Raw genomic sequence first — 16,536 nt, forward strand, 5'->3', positions numbered from 1 at the left:
ACATTGTCAGAAGGCACCATCTACCAGGCATTCCGCAACCACGCAGAACAACGCCCTGACAAGGTTCTCTTCGATATCCCCGGTGGCGAGAGCATCACCTACGGCCAGACCCGGCAGAAGGTCGAGGCCATTGCTGCCAATCTGGTCAGCGACGGTGTCTCACCGGGGGACCGGGTGGCGATGCAGGTGGAGAAATCCCCGGAGGCCATTGCGCTCTACCTCGCGACCCTTCAGATCGGTGGGATCTTCCTGCCGCTGAACACTGCTTATACCGGGGCCGAGATGGACTATTTCATCGACGACGCCGCCCCGAAGGTCCTGGTCTGTGACCCATCGGCCGCTGCTGAGCACGCCCACCGCAGTGGGTTGGTTGTCGAGACCCTGGGCACTCAACAGGACGGCACACTCCTCCGGGAGACCCAGCCGCATACCGCGGTCTACGAGGCCCAGCCCGAGGACCCCGCGGCGATCCTCTACACCTCAGGAACGACCGGACGTTCCAAGGGTGCGGTGCTGACCCACTACAATCTGGCCTCCAACTGTCAGGCGCTGCTGGAGACCTGGCACTACACCGCCGAGGACACCCTGATCCACGCCCTGCCCATCTTCCATATCCACGGACTCTTTGTGGCCGCCAATATGACCCTGGCCTCCGGTGCCTCGATGTACTGGCTGGCGAAATTCGACGCCGAGGCCATCCTGGATCTGCTGCCTTCGGCTACCGTGCTGATGGGCGTTCCCACCTTCTACACCCGGCTGCTGAAGAACCCACGGCTGAACCGGGAGATCTGCTCTGGCATGCGGCTGTTTGTCTCGGGATCGGCGCCTCTGCTGGCAGTGGGCCACGAGGCTTTCGAGGAGCGCACCGGCCACGCCATCCTGGAGCGCTACGGGATGACCGAGACCGGGATGAACACCACCAACCCATATCTTTCGGACGCCGATTCCGGTGGAGGTCCGCGCAAACCGGGAACGGTCGGCAAGCCCTTCCCCGGTGTGGAAGTCCGAGTGGTCTCTCGCCAGAACGGTAAGGAAGTGGAACAGGGCGAGGTCGGCATCGTTGAGGTGCGCGGTCCCAATGTCTTCAGCGGCTACTGGAATATGCCGGAGAAGACCGCAGCTGAGTTCCGCGAGGACGGTTTCTTCATCACCGGTGACCTCGGGCGGATCGATGAGGACGGCTACCTCTGCATCGTTGGCCGAGATAAGGACCTCATCATCTCCGGGGGTTATAACGTCTACCCCAAGGAGATTGAGGAAATCCTGGATGACCATCCGGCAGTGCAGGAATCGGCTGTGGTTGGCGTCCCCCATCCAGATTTCGGCGAGACAGTGCTGGCGGCGGTGGTTCTGAAGGAGGCAGCAGACCCCGATGAGTCACTGACCGAGGAGCTTGAGGAACATGTCTCGCAGCAGTTAGCCCGGTTCAAACAGCCCCGGGCCTACCGGTTTATCGCAGCCCTGCCCCGTAATGTCATGGGCAAGGTGCAGAAGGCTCAGCTGCGACAGCAGTACGCTGAGGTATTCGCTGCAGAGGCAGGCTGATCAGTCGCCCTGAAAGCTGGTGCGGAAACGCTCGGCCGAGAGCTTGATGTGATGACGCATGGCCAGGGCGGCCTCGCCGGGATCGCGCTGCCGCATGGCGCTGAGGATCAGGGCATGCTCATCCACCGCACGTGTGGTGATCTGGGCGTAATTGGCCAACCGGAACAGATGCGCGTGGGTGTGCAGCCTGTTCAGGGCATCCCGAACATAGGGGTTGCCGCCGCCCAGGGCAATGAGATCGTGCAGTTACACCCGGGTAGAGCTGGCACCGGGGGAGTCGAAGCGGGTCACCTTTGAGGTGAATGCCGACCGGTTCTCCTTCACCGGTTTGGACTACACACGGATTGTGGAACCGGGACTCATCGACCTCTGGATCGGCCCCAGTGCGGGGGACCTCCCCCTGGGCGCTGAGGTCACGCTGACAGGTCAGCTGCGCCGCATCCCCGGATCCCGGGTGATGACCACACCAGCACGGGTGAGCTGAGGGTCAAACGAAGTCATAGTGTCCGGTCACCGGTTGATGCTGGGTAGATTCGTATCCATGACTGAAACCACTGCCACACCGCTGGATCACCTCACCGCCCGCTGGGGGAAAGAACCTGACTTCATCCCGGAGGAGTGGAATCCCGTTCTGGAGAACCTCATCTCCCACCGGTCGGTGCGTAAATGGCTGCCCACTGAGGTCAGTGAGAACCAGATCCGCACCATCGCCGCAGCGGCACAGTCAGCCTCCACCAGCTCGAATAAGCAGGTGGTCTCCGTCGTGGCAGTCCGTGACGCCGAGGCCCGTCAGGCCCTGGCTGAAGTGGGCGGCCCCGCTCAGGCCCCGCATATCTCCTCCGCACCGGTGGTGCTGGTCTGGCTGGTCGATACCTCCCGGATCCGGCAGGCAGTGGCCGCGGCCCAAGAGGAGAAGCCGGAGGTCGAATACACCGGTGCCGAGTACCTTGATGAGATTCTCGTCGGTGCCTGCGATGTCGGCATCAACGCCCAGAACGCGGTGGCAGCTGCCCGTTCTCTTGGGCTGGGAACCTGTTTTTTGGGTTCCCTGCGCAACGACGCCGAACGGGTGGGGGAGATACTCGGCACCCCAGAGTATGTGGTGCCCTTCCTGGGTCTGGAGATCGGTCACCCCGACCCAGGGGAGGAAGCCGGTATCAAACCCCGCATCCCGCAAAGCGCCTATCTGCACTGGGAGACCTACGACGCCGAAGCCGCCACCGATGTCGGCGACTACGACCAGACCCTGGCGGAGTACTTCGGCCGCTGGGGCAAACCCAGCTCCTGGACCCGCCAGCTGGTCGGCCGAGTCGGCCCCAAGGCAGTGCTGTCAGCCAAGCGACACTTCCTGCGCCGAGTCTTCGAACGCGCCGGCTTCGGCCTCAAATAGCTCTAGGCCTCGTGTTCCGGATCTGCATATATCAGAGAGGCGATGTCGGTCTATTTTCGTGCCGACATGTTATTACCCCTGAATACTCATCTATGCCTATTGATGTGTGCCAGTTATATGTGTGATACCAGGTGTTATTTATGGTTGTCGTTCTACTCAAGATATACGTCATGTAGCTCACCCCAGATTGAGCTACATGATTTCTGCTGTCGCAGAACGGAGGGGGTCCAGGGTCGAAGTTGTTCGCAGCCGCCACTGCTGACCCCCCAGCTACAAGTCCCAGTGAAAGTATCCCTGAGGCGATTGTTCTTCTTGTACCAGTTTTCATTGAATTATCCTCAAGAAATAGTTAGTTTCCGTTTTCTTGATTGGCGATAGTTCACTGTGCTTGGTAGCAGGTGATCTGTTTCCGCTGCGCTTCACCGGCGGGGCCGAGGTCTCGGTTCGCCTGCCCTGGGACCACCGCTGGCACACCGGACTGCAGTTCACCTGGTCCCATGTCGACGACCAGAACTTCTGGGGCGGGGCCTCATTCGACAAAGACACCAAGTGGTACGTCATGAAGGACAACCTCGGCACGATGAAGCACACCGGCTTCCGGAACAACCCCACAGGCGGTGGTGAAGTCACCTTCGACGAGGACCTGAAGTGGATCACCGCAGCCGGTGAACACTGGATGAATGAGCATCGCATCCATCGCATCCACTCCCTGGATCAGAACCGGTTTGCCGCCGGCCGCGGACTCTGGGCGGTGGATCTGACCACAGAGATCACCAATACCCGCGGCAGCACTATCGCCTTAGGCAGCCCCACCACCGCCGGACGGGAGCATGCAGGCTACACCGGCTGGTTCTGGCGCGGACCCCGGTCCTGGACCGGCTGCTCGGTCACCTCCTCCACGGGGCTATCGGATGAAGCCGAGATCATGGGCACCGAGGCCGAATGGGTTGCCTTCAGCTCAGAACATGACGATTACGACGGCGGGGGCACAGTCCTGGTCTACTCCGGGACCTCGACCAGTGCTGATGCCGAAGTCCCGCCGATCAAATGGTTCACCCGCACCGGAATCTTCGCCGTGGCCAGCCCCTCCCCGGCCTTCGACCAGGAGATCCACCTCCCGGCAGACGGTACCCTGAGGCTGAACCACCGATTCGTCTTCATCGAGGAAGTCCTTGAAGGCCAGCAGCTGAAAGCTATTGCGAAGGAGTACCGGCTGGGATGAGTGATCCGGTAAACCCACTGACTGCCAGCCCCGTCGTCGACCGCGCCCTGCCGCATTTCTCCGGCGGAACAAGCCTCTCCCACCTCTGCGTCTACAACTGGGAGACCCCGGATGGGCTTCACGGCGGCTCCCCGCATCTGCACACCCTCTCCACTGAGGCCTACTTCATTACCGCGGGTCGCGGCGAGGTCCACACGATCAGTGCAGCAGGCCCCGCTCAGGACAGCCTGGTGCCCGGCGCACTGCTGTGGTTCAGCCCTGGAACCGTGCACCGGCTGGCCACCTGGCGGGGGTAGTCCATGCTGCTGCAGCGGTTGGGCATTCCGGGCATTGTCGATCTGCATGTGCACTTCATGCCCCAACGGGTCCAAGAGAAGGTCTGGGCCTTCTTCGACCAGGTGGAGGCAGCCGGCGCCCCAGCCTGGCCCATCACCTACCGACTCCCCGAACAGCAGCGAGTCGAGGTGCTGCGCGGACTCGGAGTCAAAGCCTTCAGCACCCTGAACTACGCCCACCGACCAGGGATGGCGGCCTGGCTCAACGACTACTCCACACAGATGGCCGCCGAATATCCGGAGGTCATTCATTCCGGGACCTTCTACCCCGAACCCGAAGCCGAAGAGATTGCCATCGGCGCACTGGAGGCCGGGGCTCGGATCTTCAAAATTCATATCCAAGTCGGGGGATTCTCGCCCATCGACCCCCAACTGACTGGGGCCTGGCAGGCAGTGGCCCAAGCCGGAACACCGGTGATCATCCACTGCGGTCACGGACCTCACCCCGGCGAGCACACCGGTATCGAACCCATCTATGAACTGCTCGAGAAGTTTCCGGATCTCATATTGATCATCGCCCATGCGGGCCTGCCTGATTACTACGCATTCGCCCAGCTGGCCGCCGAACACCGCGGGGTCTACCTCGACACCACTATGGTCGGCACCGACTACATGGAGCAGATCGCCCCGGTGCCCCAGGACTATCCCGAACTCATCGCCGGGCTGCCGGGCAAGATTGTCCTCGGCAGTGACTTCCCCTCCATCCCCTACCGGTACGAACACCAGCTCGAGGTCCTGGAGGACTGGCGGCTGGGTGATGCCTGGTTGGCCGATGTCCTCTGGCACACCCCGCGCTCGCTGGTGGGGCTGGACTGAGTCCAGAGAGTGGACTTTAGGCGCCGTCGTCGTACCTACTGATGGCCATCACCGTAGGATATGCCTGTGATATGAGGCACAAGCAGGAGGTAATTGATGCCACTGAGTGGCGTGCGGGTCATTGAACTGGGCAACTACATCGCCGCCCCCACTGCCGGCAGGCTGCTGGCCGATTTCGGGGCCGAGGTGATCAAAGTCGAACGCCCAGGTACCGGTGATGAATTGCGCAACTGGCGGATGTATAAGGGCAGCACCTCCATGCTGCACAGAACCCTGAACCGCAATAAGAAATCCCTGGTGCTCGACCTGCGCTCCGAGGCCGGAGTCCAGGCGGTCAAGGAACTGGTGGCCGAATCCGATGTCCTGCTGGAGAACTTCCGGCCCGGCACCCTGGAGAAATGGGGACTGGGCCCCGAAGTGCTCAACGAGATCAACCCCGAATTGGTGATCTCCCGGATCTCCGCCTTCGGTCAGACCGGCCCCCTGGCGCCCCGCCCAGGATTCGCCGCCGTGGCTGAGGCCTTCAGCGGCTTCCGCAACCTCGTGGGTCACCCCGACCGTCCCCCGGTGCGGGTGGGAGTCTCTATCGGTGACTCCATCGCCGGGCTCTACGCCGGATTCGGCGTGGCCATGAGCCTCTTCCGCCGCGAACGCAACCGAGCAGAGGGCACCGGACCCGCCCCACTGCCCGAGCGCACTGCAGATGTGGCCCTCTATGAGGCCATGTTCTCCATGATGGAGTCCCTGCTGCCGGAGTATCACGCCTATGGCATCGACCGAGAGCGCACCGGTGGACGCATGGAGGGCGTGGCCCCTTCGAATGCCTACTTCTGCTCCGATGGCTCCAGTGTGGTCATCGCCGGCAACGGCGACTCCATCTTCCGCCGCTATATGGAAGCCATCGGCCGCCCGGACCTCGGCGAGGACCCCGGACTGCAGACCAACGCCCAGCGCTGGCAGCGCCGCGAGGAGCTCGACGCCGCCATCAGCGCCTGGACCGAGACCAAAACCCAACAGGAAGCACTAGAAGCACTGGATGCCGCTGGAGTTCCGGCCGGGCCCATCTACACTGCCGCAGATATCAGCACCGACCCCCAGTATTTGGCCCGCGGAATGGTCCAACCGATGTCGGTCTCCACCGGGGAGGAAACCCTCGACGACGTCGGATTCCCCGGTGTGGTTCCGGTCTTCGGGGAGAAGTCCCGACCTATCGAACACCTCGGCCCCGAACTGGGTGAACACACCCAGGAGATCCTCGAAGGGCTGCTGGGGTTCAGCCCCGAACAGATCAGCGAGGCGACCTCCAGCGCGAAGAAGGAGTAACCGATGTCCAGCCACCACTACTCACCCCGGGCCGACCTCCGGGATGTTACCCTGCGCGACGGACTGCAGCTGACCGGCAAAGTCCTGCCCACTGAACGCAAAGTAGAGATCGTCCGGCAGCTGATCAAAGCCGGTGTCCCAGAGATCGAACTGGGCTCCATGGCCCGGCCGGATAAAGTCCCGCCGATGGCCAATACCCTCGAGGTCGTCGCCCAGCTGACCGCCGAAGAATTGGAACGCTGCTGGATTTGGGTGGCCACACCCAAACATGTGGCCATGGCCGCCGAGGCCGGGGTGAAGAACTTCCAGTACTGCTTCTCGGTCTCCGATGCTCACAACAAGGCGAATATCGGTCGCACCACTGAGGTCAGCCTCGAGGCCCTGCCTGAGGCGGTGCGACTGACCCAAGAGGTCGATGGAAAGATCCAGCTCTGCCTGGCCACGTCCTTCACCTGCCCTTTCGAAGGGCAGATCGACCCCGACCGGGTCGTGGCCATCGCCCAGGACCCCCGCGGGGCCGGTTGTGCCGATATCGTCCTGGCTGACACTCTCGGGCAGGCAGTCCCGGCACAGGTCAGCAACCTCATCTCCCGGGTGAACACTGAGGCCCCGGGCCGCAGGATCGTCTTCCACGGGCACGACACCTGGGGACTTGGGGTCGCCAACAGCCTCGCCGCCGTGCAGGCCGGCGCCCAGTGCCTGGACGGTTCCCTCGGCGGACTGGGCGGCTGCCCCTTCGCCCCCGGAGCCTCCGGAAATACCTCCAGTGAAGACCTCCTCTTCGCCACCCGCCCGGACTACCTCAACCCCGAGGTCTTCGCAGATCTCGTGCGGATGGGGGAGCAGCTGGTGGAGGAACTGGGCGAGCCCAACCGCTCGAAATCCGCCCAGGGCGCCCGCTCCAAGGCTGAAGCCTTCGACTGGGTGATCGCCTAGTCCGTCAGCCCCGTCTCCCGGGCGATCACCGCGGCCTGCATCCGCGTGGTCACCTGCAGTTTGGTCAGCACACTGGAGGCTCGGCGGATTTCAGCAGAAACCCTGCGGCCCCAGCTTGGAGGGCGCCGAAGATCACCTCATCGAGGTCGAAGGTGGTCAGCATCAGCACCTGGGTCTGCGTCTGAGCCACAATCTGGGCTGTGGCCTCGATCCCATCAGTGCCGGGCATCCGGGCGTCCATCAGCACCACATCGGGTTCAAGGGCTCGAACCTGCTGAACGGCAGCCTGCTCATCGGCATCGGCGCTGCGCAGGACCTGGACCATCTGACGCAGTTCCTCCAGTGCTTCGACACTGGTGACACGGATCGTCTTCAACGCCGCCCGGTCTCGCTCGGCATCGGGCTCGGTGTTCAACACCGCACCGGAGGTCAGGGCGATCGAGGCCACCTGGGAGGAGACGACATCATGGAGTTCCCGGGCCATATGTTGACGTTCGGTCTCCACCGCCTGCCGTCGTCGTCGCCGTTGTTCTGCCAGCAGGGAGGCATTGCGCTCCTCGGTGAGCCGGTTGCGGATCTTATCCTCCACAAATGCCGGATAACCGCGGCGAACCTCAACGGCCCACCACAGGGGAACTAAGAGGACAGCGACAGTGATCAGCAGGATATTGAGGAAATCATCGCCTCCGGCGATAACCCCCAGCAGCACAGCGGAGCCCACTGCGATGACCGGAAGCGCCATCTCAGCAGCACGGGCCCGATAGGGATCGGCCCTGATCCCGTGGTTGTAGATGAGATCAGTCAGACAGAAGAGGATGCCGAGGCTGACCCCGAAGGAGAGATCAACGAGGACACAGCTTCCGCCCAAGAGCAGGGCCAGAGTGGGCCGGGTGACTTTGAACGCCATGGCCACAGCCATGGCCGCCAAGGTGCCAGCACTCCACCAGACAGTGGGTTCCAGACCCCACTGCTGCCACCAGACAGCCGCCGGCAGAGTCCACCCTGCGACCAAGGAGGCAACCCCGAGCCCCAGATAGGCCAGGGTATGCAGATGGGCACGGTAACTGCGGTTCACATAAGCTATTCGACCATAATCACCGTCATCGGAACTCCCCCAAAGGATGGAGAACCAGGAAGACCGCGGAGGGAACTTCCATCCTTTGGCCGAGGCGTACGGGCAACGTTCCAGGGGAGGATCACGGGTATGACCACTGAACTGATACCCCTTGACCTCGCCCCAGGAGGTGAGGCGGGTCCGCTGGCCCTGCTGGGGATATTGGCCGTACTGGCCCTAATTGACTCCACCAGTTTCGGCACCCTGCTGATTCCAGTATGGCTGCTGATGGCCCCGGGTCGGCTCCGGGCAGGGCGAGTCCTGATCTATCTGGCAGTGGTGGCCGGGGCCTATGCCCTGATCGGGCTGGTTCTGCTGGGCTCGCTGGTGCTCTTCGGAGACCAGCTGGTCTCCGCCTTCAGCACGGACCGAGAATCACCGGTCTTCCTGCTGGCCCAAGCGGGAACTGCCGCCGGGCTCATCTGGTACAGCATGCGCCTGGACCCCTGGACCGAGGCCGGGAAGCGGCGCAAACGCGAACGAGAGGCCGGCAAGACCTCCGGGGACCGGGTGACCAAATTCCGAACCCGAGCTGTGGGGGAGGGGGCCCAGGGCGGCATGGGGCCTCTGCTGGCCCTGGTGCTGTTCCTGCTGGGACTGTTCCTGGGACTCAATGCCCTCGGCGGACTCCAGGAGGCGGAATTCCTGGGGCTGTAGAGAAGGTTCAGCTGCGCTCGGCGAAGAGGTGGCGGCGTTCGGCGTAGCGCTCGCGGATGAACCGGGCCGGCTCCGCAGTGAACGTCTGCACCAAGGAGGCCGTCCAATCCGGGGGAGTGGGGGTGCCGGTCAGCACCCATGCGGCCTGTCGGGCTGCGCCGTCGGCGACATACTCCCCGGGCTCAGGGACCAGGATCTCGCGTTCGAAGATCGCCGGAGCGATCTGCTGAACCGCGGGGCTCTTTGCCGCCCCGCCGATCAGCTGGATGGAGTTGACCGGGACACCCAGGGCCGTCATCGCCTCCAGACCATCGGCCAAACCACAGAGCAGTCCCTCCACCGAAGCCCGGGCCACATCCTGCGGGTTCATCGAGGTCAGAGACAGCCCCACGAAGGAACCGGTGGCATGCGGGAAATTCGGTGTCCGCTCACCCTCCAGATAGGGGACCAGGCCCAGTCCATTGGCACCTGGCTCAGAGGCCAGGGCCAGCTCAGCCAGACCAGCGTGGTCGGTGCCCAGCATCCGCGCTGCCCCATCAAGCACCCGAGAACCGTTGAGGGTCACTGCCAGGGGCAGGTATTCCCCGGTGGCGGAGGAGAAACCAGCGATCACCCCGGTGGGGTCCTGGATCGGCTTCGGCGAAACCGCAGCCACCACCCCGGAGGTGCCGATGGAGATGGAGACATCCCCGGTGCTCATACCCAGACCCAGGGAGGCTGCAGCATTATCGCCTGCGCCAGGACCCAGCACCAGCTCACCCCAACCACGGGAGGCATCTCCGGTGCCGACCTGCTCACTGGGCTCAGCGACCTCGGGGAGCACAATCCGCTCCGCCTGGTCCTGACTGATCCGCAGCGCCTGGGCCAGCAGCTCATAGCGGTACTGACCCAGAGCCGGATCGAAGTACCCAGTGCCGGAGACCTCAGAGCGGTCTGTGGCGAGGTCCCGGATATCGGTGGAACCTGAGATCTTCCAGGTCAGCCAGTCATGGGGGAGGGCGACGGCCGCGATGCGCCGGGCATTCTGCGGTTCGGCATCGGCCAGCCAGCGCAACTTGGTCACCGTCAATGAGGCCACCGGAACCGAACCGACCATCCGGGACCAGGCCGCCGGTCCCTGCTCGGCCTCCCCATATTCGAGGATCAGCTGCTCAGCGGCCGCAGCTGAGCGGGTATCATTCCACAGCAGCGCATCCCGGATGACCTCACCCTCAGCATCCAGGGCCACCAGTCCATGCTGCTGACCCCCGACTGCGGCAGCTGCGACATCGTTGAGCCCGCCGGCGGCCTCAACGGCCTGCAGGAAGGCATCCCACCAGGCCTGAGGGTTAACCTCGGTGCCCTCGGGGTGTTTCGCGGAGCCGGAGCGGACAAGGGCCCCGGTCTCCGCTTCCCGGATGACGATTTTGCAGGACTGGGTGGAGGAATCGATCCCGGCGACGAGTGTCATGGCCCCAGTTTTAGCCCACCAGATGCTTCAGCGCCAGCTGATTGAGCTTCACGAAGCCGTAGTTGCGCTCGGCGGCGGCGTCGACGTCGAAATCCTCATAGGCGGAGCGGTCGGCCAGCAAGTCAGCCACCGACTCCCCCTCGGCCAGGGTCGGCTGGGCCAGTTCGAAGATCCCGGAGCTCTTGAAGGCTTCCTGCACCTCGGGATCGGCCCGGTAGGTCCTGGCCTTATCGGCCAGCAGGGTGACCATCTCGGCATTGGCCGCAGCCGAATCCCAGATCCCCTCCACGTAATCGGTGCGTGAGGGCTTGTAGTCGAAGTGCAGCCAGCCGTCGTACTTCGGACCGCCATTGGGGAAACCGTTGACCAGGAGGTCGATAGTGAAGAAGGCGCTGATCAGATCACCATGACCGAAGACGAGGTCCTGGTCATATTTGATGGAGCGCTGCCCGTTGAGGTCGATGTGGAAGAGCTTGCCGGCCCACAGCGCCTGGGCAATGCCATGGGTGAAGTTCAGGCCCGCCATCTGCTCATGGCCGGTCTCGGGGTTCAGCCCGACGATGTCGCCATTATCCAGCTTGGCGATCAGACCCAGGGCGTGACCGATAGTCGGCAGGAAGATATCACCACGGGGCTCATTGGGCTTCGGCTCCAGGGCAATCCGCAGATCGTAGCCCTTCTCCTTGATATAAGCCGCAATAGTGTCAATGCCCTCGGCGTAACGGTCATGGGCGGCATTGAGGTCCTTGGCATTGTCATATTCGGAGCCCTCACGTCCGCCCCACATCACGAAGGTCTCGGCGCCGAACTCCGCGGCCCGGTCCACATTGCGCAGTAGTTTGCGCAGTCCGAATCGCCGCACCGAGCGGTCATTGGAGGTCAGCCCGCCGTCTTTGAAGACGGGGTGATCGAAGGTGTTGGTGGTGACCATCTCGATCTTCAGGCCCACCTGCTCGGCAACCTCTTTGAACTTGGTGAAGTACTTCTCCCGCTCGGCCTCGTCAGTGCCGAAGGGGGCGACGTCGTCGTCGTGGAATGTCACACCGGAGGCCCCTGCCTCCTTGAGCTTGGGCAGGTAGTCCCAGGGCTCGAACGCAGGCCGGGAGGCCTGACCGAACTGGTCCCGGGCCGTCCAGCCCACGGTCCAGAGGCCGAAGGAGAGCTTGTAGTCAGCAGGAGATGAAGCCATGGGGTCCTCCAAAGGAATCCGAGATCCAGGCGATGTAACACAAGCGGTGTGATACGCGCCTCATTTTGTTTCTAGATGAAACCTAATTGGTCAGGGGGATAAGATCAAGTCCGTGATCTGGAACGGTTCTGGCTCCCTGGCCCGCCTCGGTAGGCGCTCAATGCCCAGTGGGCTGCCGGGGCGCAATGGCCACAGCAATGGCAATGGCAATTCCTCCGGGGCTCGCCAAGAGACCCTGCGTGAAGCCAACCTCCTGCTGATCACCGAGGAGATCTTCGCCGCCACAGAACCGCTCTCCCGCGCCGACCTCTCCATCCGCACCGGAATGACCCGCTCCACCGTCTCCCGATTGGTGGATGATCTTCTGGCTGCCGGAATCGTCAGGGAGGGCTCCCCGATCATTGGACCCACCCGCGGGCGCCCCGCAGTCCCGCTGACCCCGGCCCGCCGGACCCTGGCCGGTCTCGGAGTGGAGGTCAATGTGGACTTTATGGCCGCCCGGGCTATGGATCTCACCGGAACTGCCCTGGCAGAGGAGATCCAGGAGGGCGATTACCGGGGCTCGGACCCCGAAGAGGTCCTTCAGCAGGCCGGGGAGATGGCACTGCGCGTAGCCGCCGGGGCCACCGAAGCCGGCGCCAAAGTGGTCGGCACAGTCCTGGCTCTGCCCGGTCTGGTGGCCTCCGATGCCCGGTCCCTGCTGCTGGCCCCCAACCTCGGCTGGCAGGGCATCGACGTCGTCGACCTCCTGCTTGCCCCTGATCAGCAGGGAGAGCTGGGCGCATTCGCTCTGGTGGCCAATGAGGCCAAGCTCGCTGCACTGGCGGTCGCCCAGGAGCTCACCGAGGCTGAGGGTCAGGAGCAGACCTTCCTCTATGTCTCCGCTCAGATGGGCATCGGCTCCGCCGTGGTGATCGATGGGGTTGTGGACCCCGGGCCCCATGGTTGGGCCGGGGAGCTCGGCCACACTCCCGTGGAACCATCTGGTCCAGAGTGCGGTTGCGGTTCCACAGGCTGCCTGGAGGTCTATGCCGGCAAGCGAGCCCTGCTGACCTCCGCCGGGCTGGAGCCCACTGCGAAGATCCAGGAGCTGGTGGATCTCACCGAATGGGAGGACGAGGCCGGCCGGCAGGCCACTGAGGCCATCGAGCGGGCCGGATGGGCCCTGGGGATCTCACTGTCCGGGGCGATGAATGTCCTGGATGTGCATGAAGTGGTCCTCGGCGGGGACTTCGGGCCGCTGACCGATCTGCTGCGCCCGGGTATCGAGGGGCAGCTCGAGACGCGCGTGCTGGCCTCAACCTGGGCTGATCTGCGCGTCAGAGAATCGGCCACCGGAATCGCCCCCGCCACCACCGGCGGGGCAATGCGAGCCCTGCGCTCAGTAGTCGACGCACCCCAGTACTGGGTTCCGCAACACGACTAAAGACGGAAAGCTTCGATGCTGTAGCCGACTCGGTGCCAGCCGCCCTCGGGGGTCAGCTCCACGAGGTTCTCCCCGGAGTTGAAGGCATTCGGCGGGCAGGTCATCGGCTCCACTGCCACACCTGAGCGGCCCACGTTCTCCCCGGTGTAGACCTGAGCCCAGGGGGTGTCGGAGATCATCCGCACCATCAGCCCGGAGGGTCCGTGCAGCAGCTCCGCGCTCCAACCCTCCTCAGGGAGGTCGGTATAGGCATGGTCAATGCTGAGTCCCGCCAGCAGCGGAGAGTCGGTGAGGTCGAAGTCCCCGGTGACCGGGCCGCGGTTGGTGACCTGCCCGTTGGGTTTGGTCTTCGCAACAGTGGCAGCCGGCAGCTTCAGCCGGCAGGCCTTCAGCGGGGCATCCCCGGCGGTCAGATAGGGGTGGAAACCGGCGCCGAAGGGGGCGGCTGCAGCCGCATCCTCCTCCAGGGGGCGGTAGCGCACGCTCAGCGAAGCTGTCAGCCCCAGTCCTGCCCCGACCCGGTAGACCAGTGCAGCCTCCAGGCGGAAGGGGTAGCCCTCGCTGGGCTCGAGGACACCATGCAGATGCACCTCGGAATCACGCTGGGACTGGATCTCGAAATCCACGGCATAGAAGAGCCCATGGATGGCCGATTCAGTGGACTCCTCATTCGGAGTCAGCTCATAGGTGGTATCCCCGAAGGTGTAGGACGCCTTGGCGATCCGGTTGGGCCAGGGGGCCAGCACAGCCCCGGCGAATGCGGAGTCCTCCACCCGGTCAGCGGGCACAATGAGGTTCTGCGGGGTCCCGGAATAGGGATTGGTGTTGGTCAGGCTCAGCAGTTGGCCGCCGCGCAGGCCAATGGCAGCGGTGTAGCCGCCGGCAGTAATAGTGACGGTCGAACCGGTCATTGCAGCTCCTTACGTGAATTCTTCCTCAACAGTAGCCAAACCGGCCTATTGATGCCCACTTGAGCAATCGGCGTCGTCGTACACTGTTTATCCTATGAATTCACCAGTGGAGTCCGCAGAGCACGCCCGCCAACCCGATTTCAGCATCCCCGCGGCCGGCGACGGGGGAAGTTTCGCCTACCAGCAGGGCACCATGATGGTGTGTCTGGACGTGGACGGTACCATCGTCAACCACGACGGGCATATGTCCGAGGCGGTCAAACAGGCTGGCCGTGCTGTAGTCGGCGACGGGCACACTGTAGTGGTCTCCACCGGCCGTTCGCTGCCGGCCACACTGCCGATCATCGAAACTTTCGGTATCACGCACGGATACGCGGTCTGCTCCAATGGTGGGGTCACCCTGCGGATCGACACCGAGCTGGAGGACGGTTATGAGGTCATCGACCAGCAGGTCTTCGACCCCGCCCCGGCTCTTGATGCGCTGAACCAGCGGCTCTCGCTCTCCACTGCCCGCTACGCCATCGAGACCTCCGCCGGGAAGTTCTTCGCCACCACCCGTTTCGAGGACCGCAGCTTCGGGCTGGCCCCGGAGATGGTGAGTTTCAAAGAGATGCGGCGGGCCGAGGCAGTCCGACTGGTGGTCAACTCGGACGACGCCACCGCCCATGAGTTCGCCCATGCGGTCAAAGACATCGGCCTGCAGGGAGTCAGTTACTCCGTGGGCTGGTCAGCCTGGATCGATATCGCCGCCGAAGGGGTCACCAAGGCCTCCTCCCTGGAACGGCTGCGCGATGCCCTGGGAGTTCCGCAGGAGAAGACCATCGCCTGCGGAGACGGCCGCAACGATATTGAGATGCTGCAGTGGGCCCATCGTGGGGTCGCCATGGGGCAGGCTGTCCCGGAAGTTGTCGAGGTCTCCGATGAGGTGACCGGAACAGTCGACGACGACGGCCTCGTGCCCGTTCTGTACTCCATCCTGGAGGACTGAGCTCAGCGCAGGGCCGCGGTGAGCCGGCTCAGCGCCTCCTCGCCGACGAGATCCCCGGGCAGCATCGGCAGCGTGTCCACCTCCGCTGAGGGGAGCTTCTCGGTGAGCTCGACGAGGTGTTTCTCCTCCTGGTTGCGCCTTGCAGCCAGGAAATCGCCCTGATTAGTCGGGGCCAGCCGGTTGACCACCAGGCCGCCGACATCCACGCCCAGGCGAAGCAGCTCCCCGTAGAGCTCCGCGGACTCCAGCACGGGCAGCCGCTCGGCAGTGAGCACGATGACGAAGCTGCACTGTTTGGGATCGGTGACCAAGGCACGCAGTGACTCAAATTTCAGCTTCCGCTGGGTCAGCACCTGACGAATCCTGCGGTCCCGGTTGGCACCAGCGGAGGAGGTCGGATCATCATCGCCGTCTAGGGCTCGGACGGCGGCACCGTACCGCTCCGCCTTAGTGCGGCGGGCCAAGAGCCCTGAAGTCCAGGCGGACATAATCTCTGGCAGTGCCAACAGCCGCGCAGTATGACCGGAGGGCGCAGTGTCGAAGATGATGAGGTCATAGTCCCGCTCGGCGAGCTCCACCACCTCGGCAATCCGCTCCAGAATGGCCGACTCATGGGTGCCGGGGGACTGGCGGGCCAGATCCAGGTGGGCATCGACTTGCTTATGCAGATGCTCGGGCATGAAATCTCGCAGCGTCCGCCCCACCTGGGTTAGATGCCCCTCGATGGTCGCACCGGGGTCGATCTCGATACCGGCCAGCACCCCGGAGCCGCCGTCATCGGCCAGCAGCATCGGCTCATCGCCCACCGTTCGGCCCCAGAGGTGGCCCAGGTTATGGGCGGGGTCAGTGGAGACCAGCAGCACCCGGCGGCCAGCCTTAGCCTCATGCAAGGCGGTCGCCGAGGCCACGGAGGTCTTACCGACTCCTCCCTTGCCGCCGATGAAAAGGACTCGGCGGGAGGAGGCGAGGTCTAACAGCATGAGAGTCCATCGATCGGGGAATTGTCCAAGCCCTGCCGGATATGCCAGTCATGCATCCGGTCCAGCATCTCAGGAAGCAGCTCCAGGGTGGCCCCGGAGGCCGGGTTCGGCACACCCAAGGCCTCGGAGAGCACCAGCATCATAAAGAGGTCCTCCTCATCCCGTTTGGCCCGGGCGAAGACGCGACGGTAGGGGGCCGCGTAGAACTCACGCAGCCCCCTATCGGCACGTTTGAACCAGCTCATGCCACCGAC

18 protein-coding genes are annotated in these 16,536 nt (G+C 63.8%); 11 read left to right on the forward strand and 7 right to left on the reverse strand.

What is annotated here, in order from left to right; all coding sequences use genetic code 11:
• The first annotated feature begins 3 nt into the window (after positions 1–3).
• On the forward strand, positions 4–1,545 hold the full coding sequence (locus tag HGQ17_RS06850; protein ID WP_168887226.1) for an AMP-binding protein: 1,542 nt from the start codon (positions 4–6) through the stop codon (positions 1,543–1,545).
• On the opposite strand, the gene HGQ17_RS06855 is transcribed toward HGQ17_RS06850, so the two are convergent.
• Positions 1,546–1,791, reverse strand: a complete 246-nt coding sequence (locus tag HGQ17_RS06855) for an FCD domain-containing protein (RefSeq protein WP_168887345.1) — start codon at positions 1,789–1,791, stop codon at positions 1,546–1,548. It abuts the gene before it with no gap.
• On the opposite strand from HGQ17_RS06855, the gene HGQ17_RS06860 reads away from it, so the two are divergent.
• From HGQ17_RS06860 to HGQ17_RS06890, 7 genes are all read left to right on the forward strand, one after another.
• On the forward strand, positions 1,778–2,029 hold the full coding sequence (locus HGQ17_RS06860; RefSeq protein ID WP_168887227.1) for a fibronectin type III-like domain-contianing protein: 252 nt from the start codon (positions 1,778–1,780) through the stop codon (positions 2,027–2,029). The genes HGQ17_RS06855 and HGQ17_RS06860 overlap by 14 nt on opposite strands.
• 57 nt (positions 2,030–2,086) lie before the next feature.
• Complete coding sequence (locus HGQ17_RS06865; protein ID WP_168887228.1) at positions 2,087–2,935, forward strand: nitroreductase family protein; 849 nt, start codon at positions 2,087–2,089, stop codon at positions 2,933–2,935.
• Positions 2,936–3,323: 388 nt separating this feature from the next.
• Positions 3,324–4,157, forward strand: coding sequence for a DUF6807 family protein (locus tag HGQ17_RS06870; protein ID WP_229503375.1), 834 nt, complete (start codon positions 3,324–3,326; stop codon positions 4,155–4,157).
• Entirely contained in the window at positions 4,154–4,453 is a 300-nt protein-coding gene (locus HGQ17_RS06875) for a cupin domain-containing protein (RefSeq protein WP_211090497.1), read from the forward strand. The genes HGQ17_RS06870 and HGQ17_RS06875 overlap by 4 nt, the downstream gene beginning before the upstream one ends.
• A gap of 3 nt (positions 4,454–4,456) precedes the next feature.
• Positions 4,457–5,308, forward strand: a complete 852-nt coding sequence (locus HGQ17_RS06880) for an amidohydrolase family protein (RefSeq protein ID WP_168887230.1) — start codon at positions 4,457–4,459, stop codon at positions 5,306–5,308.
• A 96-nt stretch (positions 5,309–5,404) separates the two neighbouring features.
• Positions 5,405–6,631 (forward strand): CaiB/BaiF CoA transferase family protein, encoded by a 1,227-nt coding sequence (locus tag HGQ17_RS06885; RefSeq protein ID WP_168887231.1) that lies wholly within the window; start codon positions 5,405–5,407, stop codon positions 6,629–6,631.
• A 3-nt stretch (positions 6,632–6,634) separates the two neighbouring features.
• Entirely contained in the window at positions 6,635–7,567 is a 933-nt protein-coding gene (locus tag HGQ17_RS06890; protein ID WP_168887232.1) for a beta/alpha barrel domain-containing protein, read from the forward strand.
• A gap of 64 nt (positions 7,568–7,631) precedes the next feature.
• Here HGQ17_RS06890 and HGQ17_RS15695 read toward each other — a convergent pair whose 3' ends face one another.
• Positions 7,632–8,642 (reverse strand): ATP-binding response regulator, encoded by a 1,011-nt coding sequence (locus HGQ17_RS15695; protein ID WP_211090498.1) that lies wholly within the window; start codon positions 8,640–8,642, stop codon positions 7,632–7,634.
• Between the two features lie 129 nt (positions 8,643–8,771).
• Between HGQ17_RS15695 and HGQ17_RS06900 the strand changes: the two genes are divergently transcribed.
• The gene (locus HGQ17_RS06900; protein WP_168887233.1) at positions 8,772–9,338 is read left to right on the forward strand and encodes a hypothetical protein; all 567 of its coding nucleotides are present in this window, start codon (positions 8,772–8,774) and stop codon (positions 9,336–9,338) included.
• A 7-nt stretch (positions 9,339–9,345) separates the two neighbouring features.
• Here HGQ17_RS06900 and HGQ17_RS06905 read toward each other — a convergent pair whose 3' ends face one another.
• Together HGQ17_RS06905 and xylA are read right to left on the reverse strand one after the other, a co-directional pair.
• Positions 9,346–10,788 carry a xylulokinase gene (locus tag HGQ17_RS06905; RefSeq protein ID WP_168887234.1) on the reverse strand — a complete coding sequence of 481 codons (1,443 nt, stop codon included), beginning with the start codon at positions 10,786–10,788 and terminating at the stop codon, positions 9,346–9,348.
• Between the two features lie 10 nt (positions 10,789–10,798).
• Positions 10,799–11,977 carry a xylose isomerase gene (xylA, locus tag HGQ17_RS06910; protein ID WP_168887235.1) on the reverse strand — a complete coding sequence of 393 codons (1,179 nt, stop codon included), beginning with the start codon at positions 11,975–11,977 and terminating at the stop codon, positions 10,799–10,801.
• A 112-nt stretch (positions 11,978–12,089) separates the two neighbouring features.
• Between xylA and HGQ17_RS06915 the strand changes: the two genes are divergently transcribed.
• Complete coding sequence (locus tag HGQ17_RS06915) at positions 12,090–13,403, forward strand: ROK family transcriptional regulator (protein ID WP_168887236.1); 1,314 nt, start codon at positions 12,090–12,092, stop codon at positions 13,401–13,403.
• Here the strand turns inward: HGQ17_RS06915 and HGQ17_RS06920 are convergent.
• Positions 13,400–14,314, reverse strand: coding sequence for an aldose epimerase family protein (locus HGQ17_RS06920; protein ID WP_168887237.1), 915 nt, complete (start codon positions 14,312–14,314; stop codon positions 13,400–13,402). The genes HGQ17_RS06915 and HGQ17_RS06920 overlap by 4 nt on opposite strands.
• Before the next feature lie 193 nt (positions 14,315–14,507).
• Between HGQ17_RS06920 and HGQ17_RS06925 the strand changes: the two genes are divergently transcribed.
• Entirely contained in the window at positions 14,508–15,302 is a 795-nt protein-coding gene (locus HGQ17_RS06925) for an HAD family hydrolase (RefSeq protein WP_229503392.1), read from the forward strand.
• Between the two features lie 2 nt (positions 15,303–15,304).
• Here HGQ17_RS06925 and HGQ17_RS06930 read toward each other — a convergent pair whose 3' ends face one another.
• Together HGQ17_RS06930 and HGQ17_RS06935 are read right to left on the reverse strand one after the other, a co-directional pair.
• Entirely contained in the window at positions 15,305–16,282 is a 978-nt protein-coding gene (locus HGQ17_RS06930; RefSeq protein ID WP_168887238.1) for an ArsA family ATPase, read from the reverse strand.
• Positions 16,273–16,527 (reverse strand): cory-CC-star protein, encoded by a 255-nt coding sequence (locus HGQ17_RS06935; protein ID WP_168887239.1) that lies wholly within the window; start codon positions 16,525–16,527, stop codon positions 16,273–16,275. Before HGQ17_RS06935 ends, HGQ17_RS06930 begins: the two co-directional genes overlap by 10 nt.
• Positions 16,528–16,536: the final 9 nt, after the last annotated feature.

It is taken from the genome of Nesterenkonia sedimenti (assembly GCF_012641515.1).
In the GTDB taxonomy this organism is placed as follows: Bacteria; Actinomycetota; Actinomycetes; order Actinomycetales; family Micrococcaceae; genus Nesterenkonia; species Nesterenkonia sedimenti.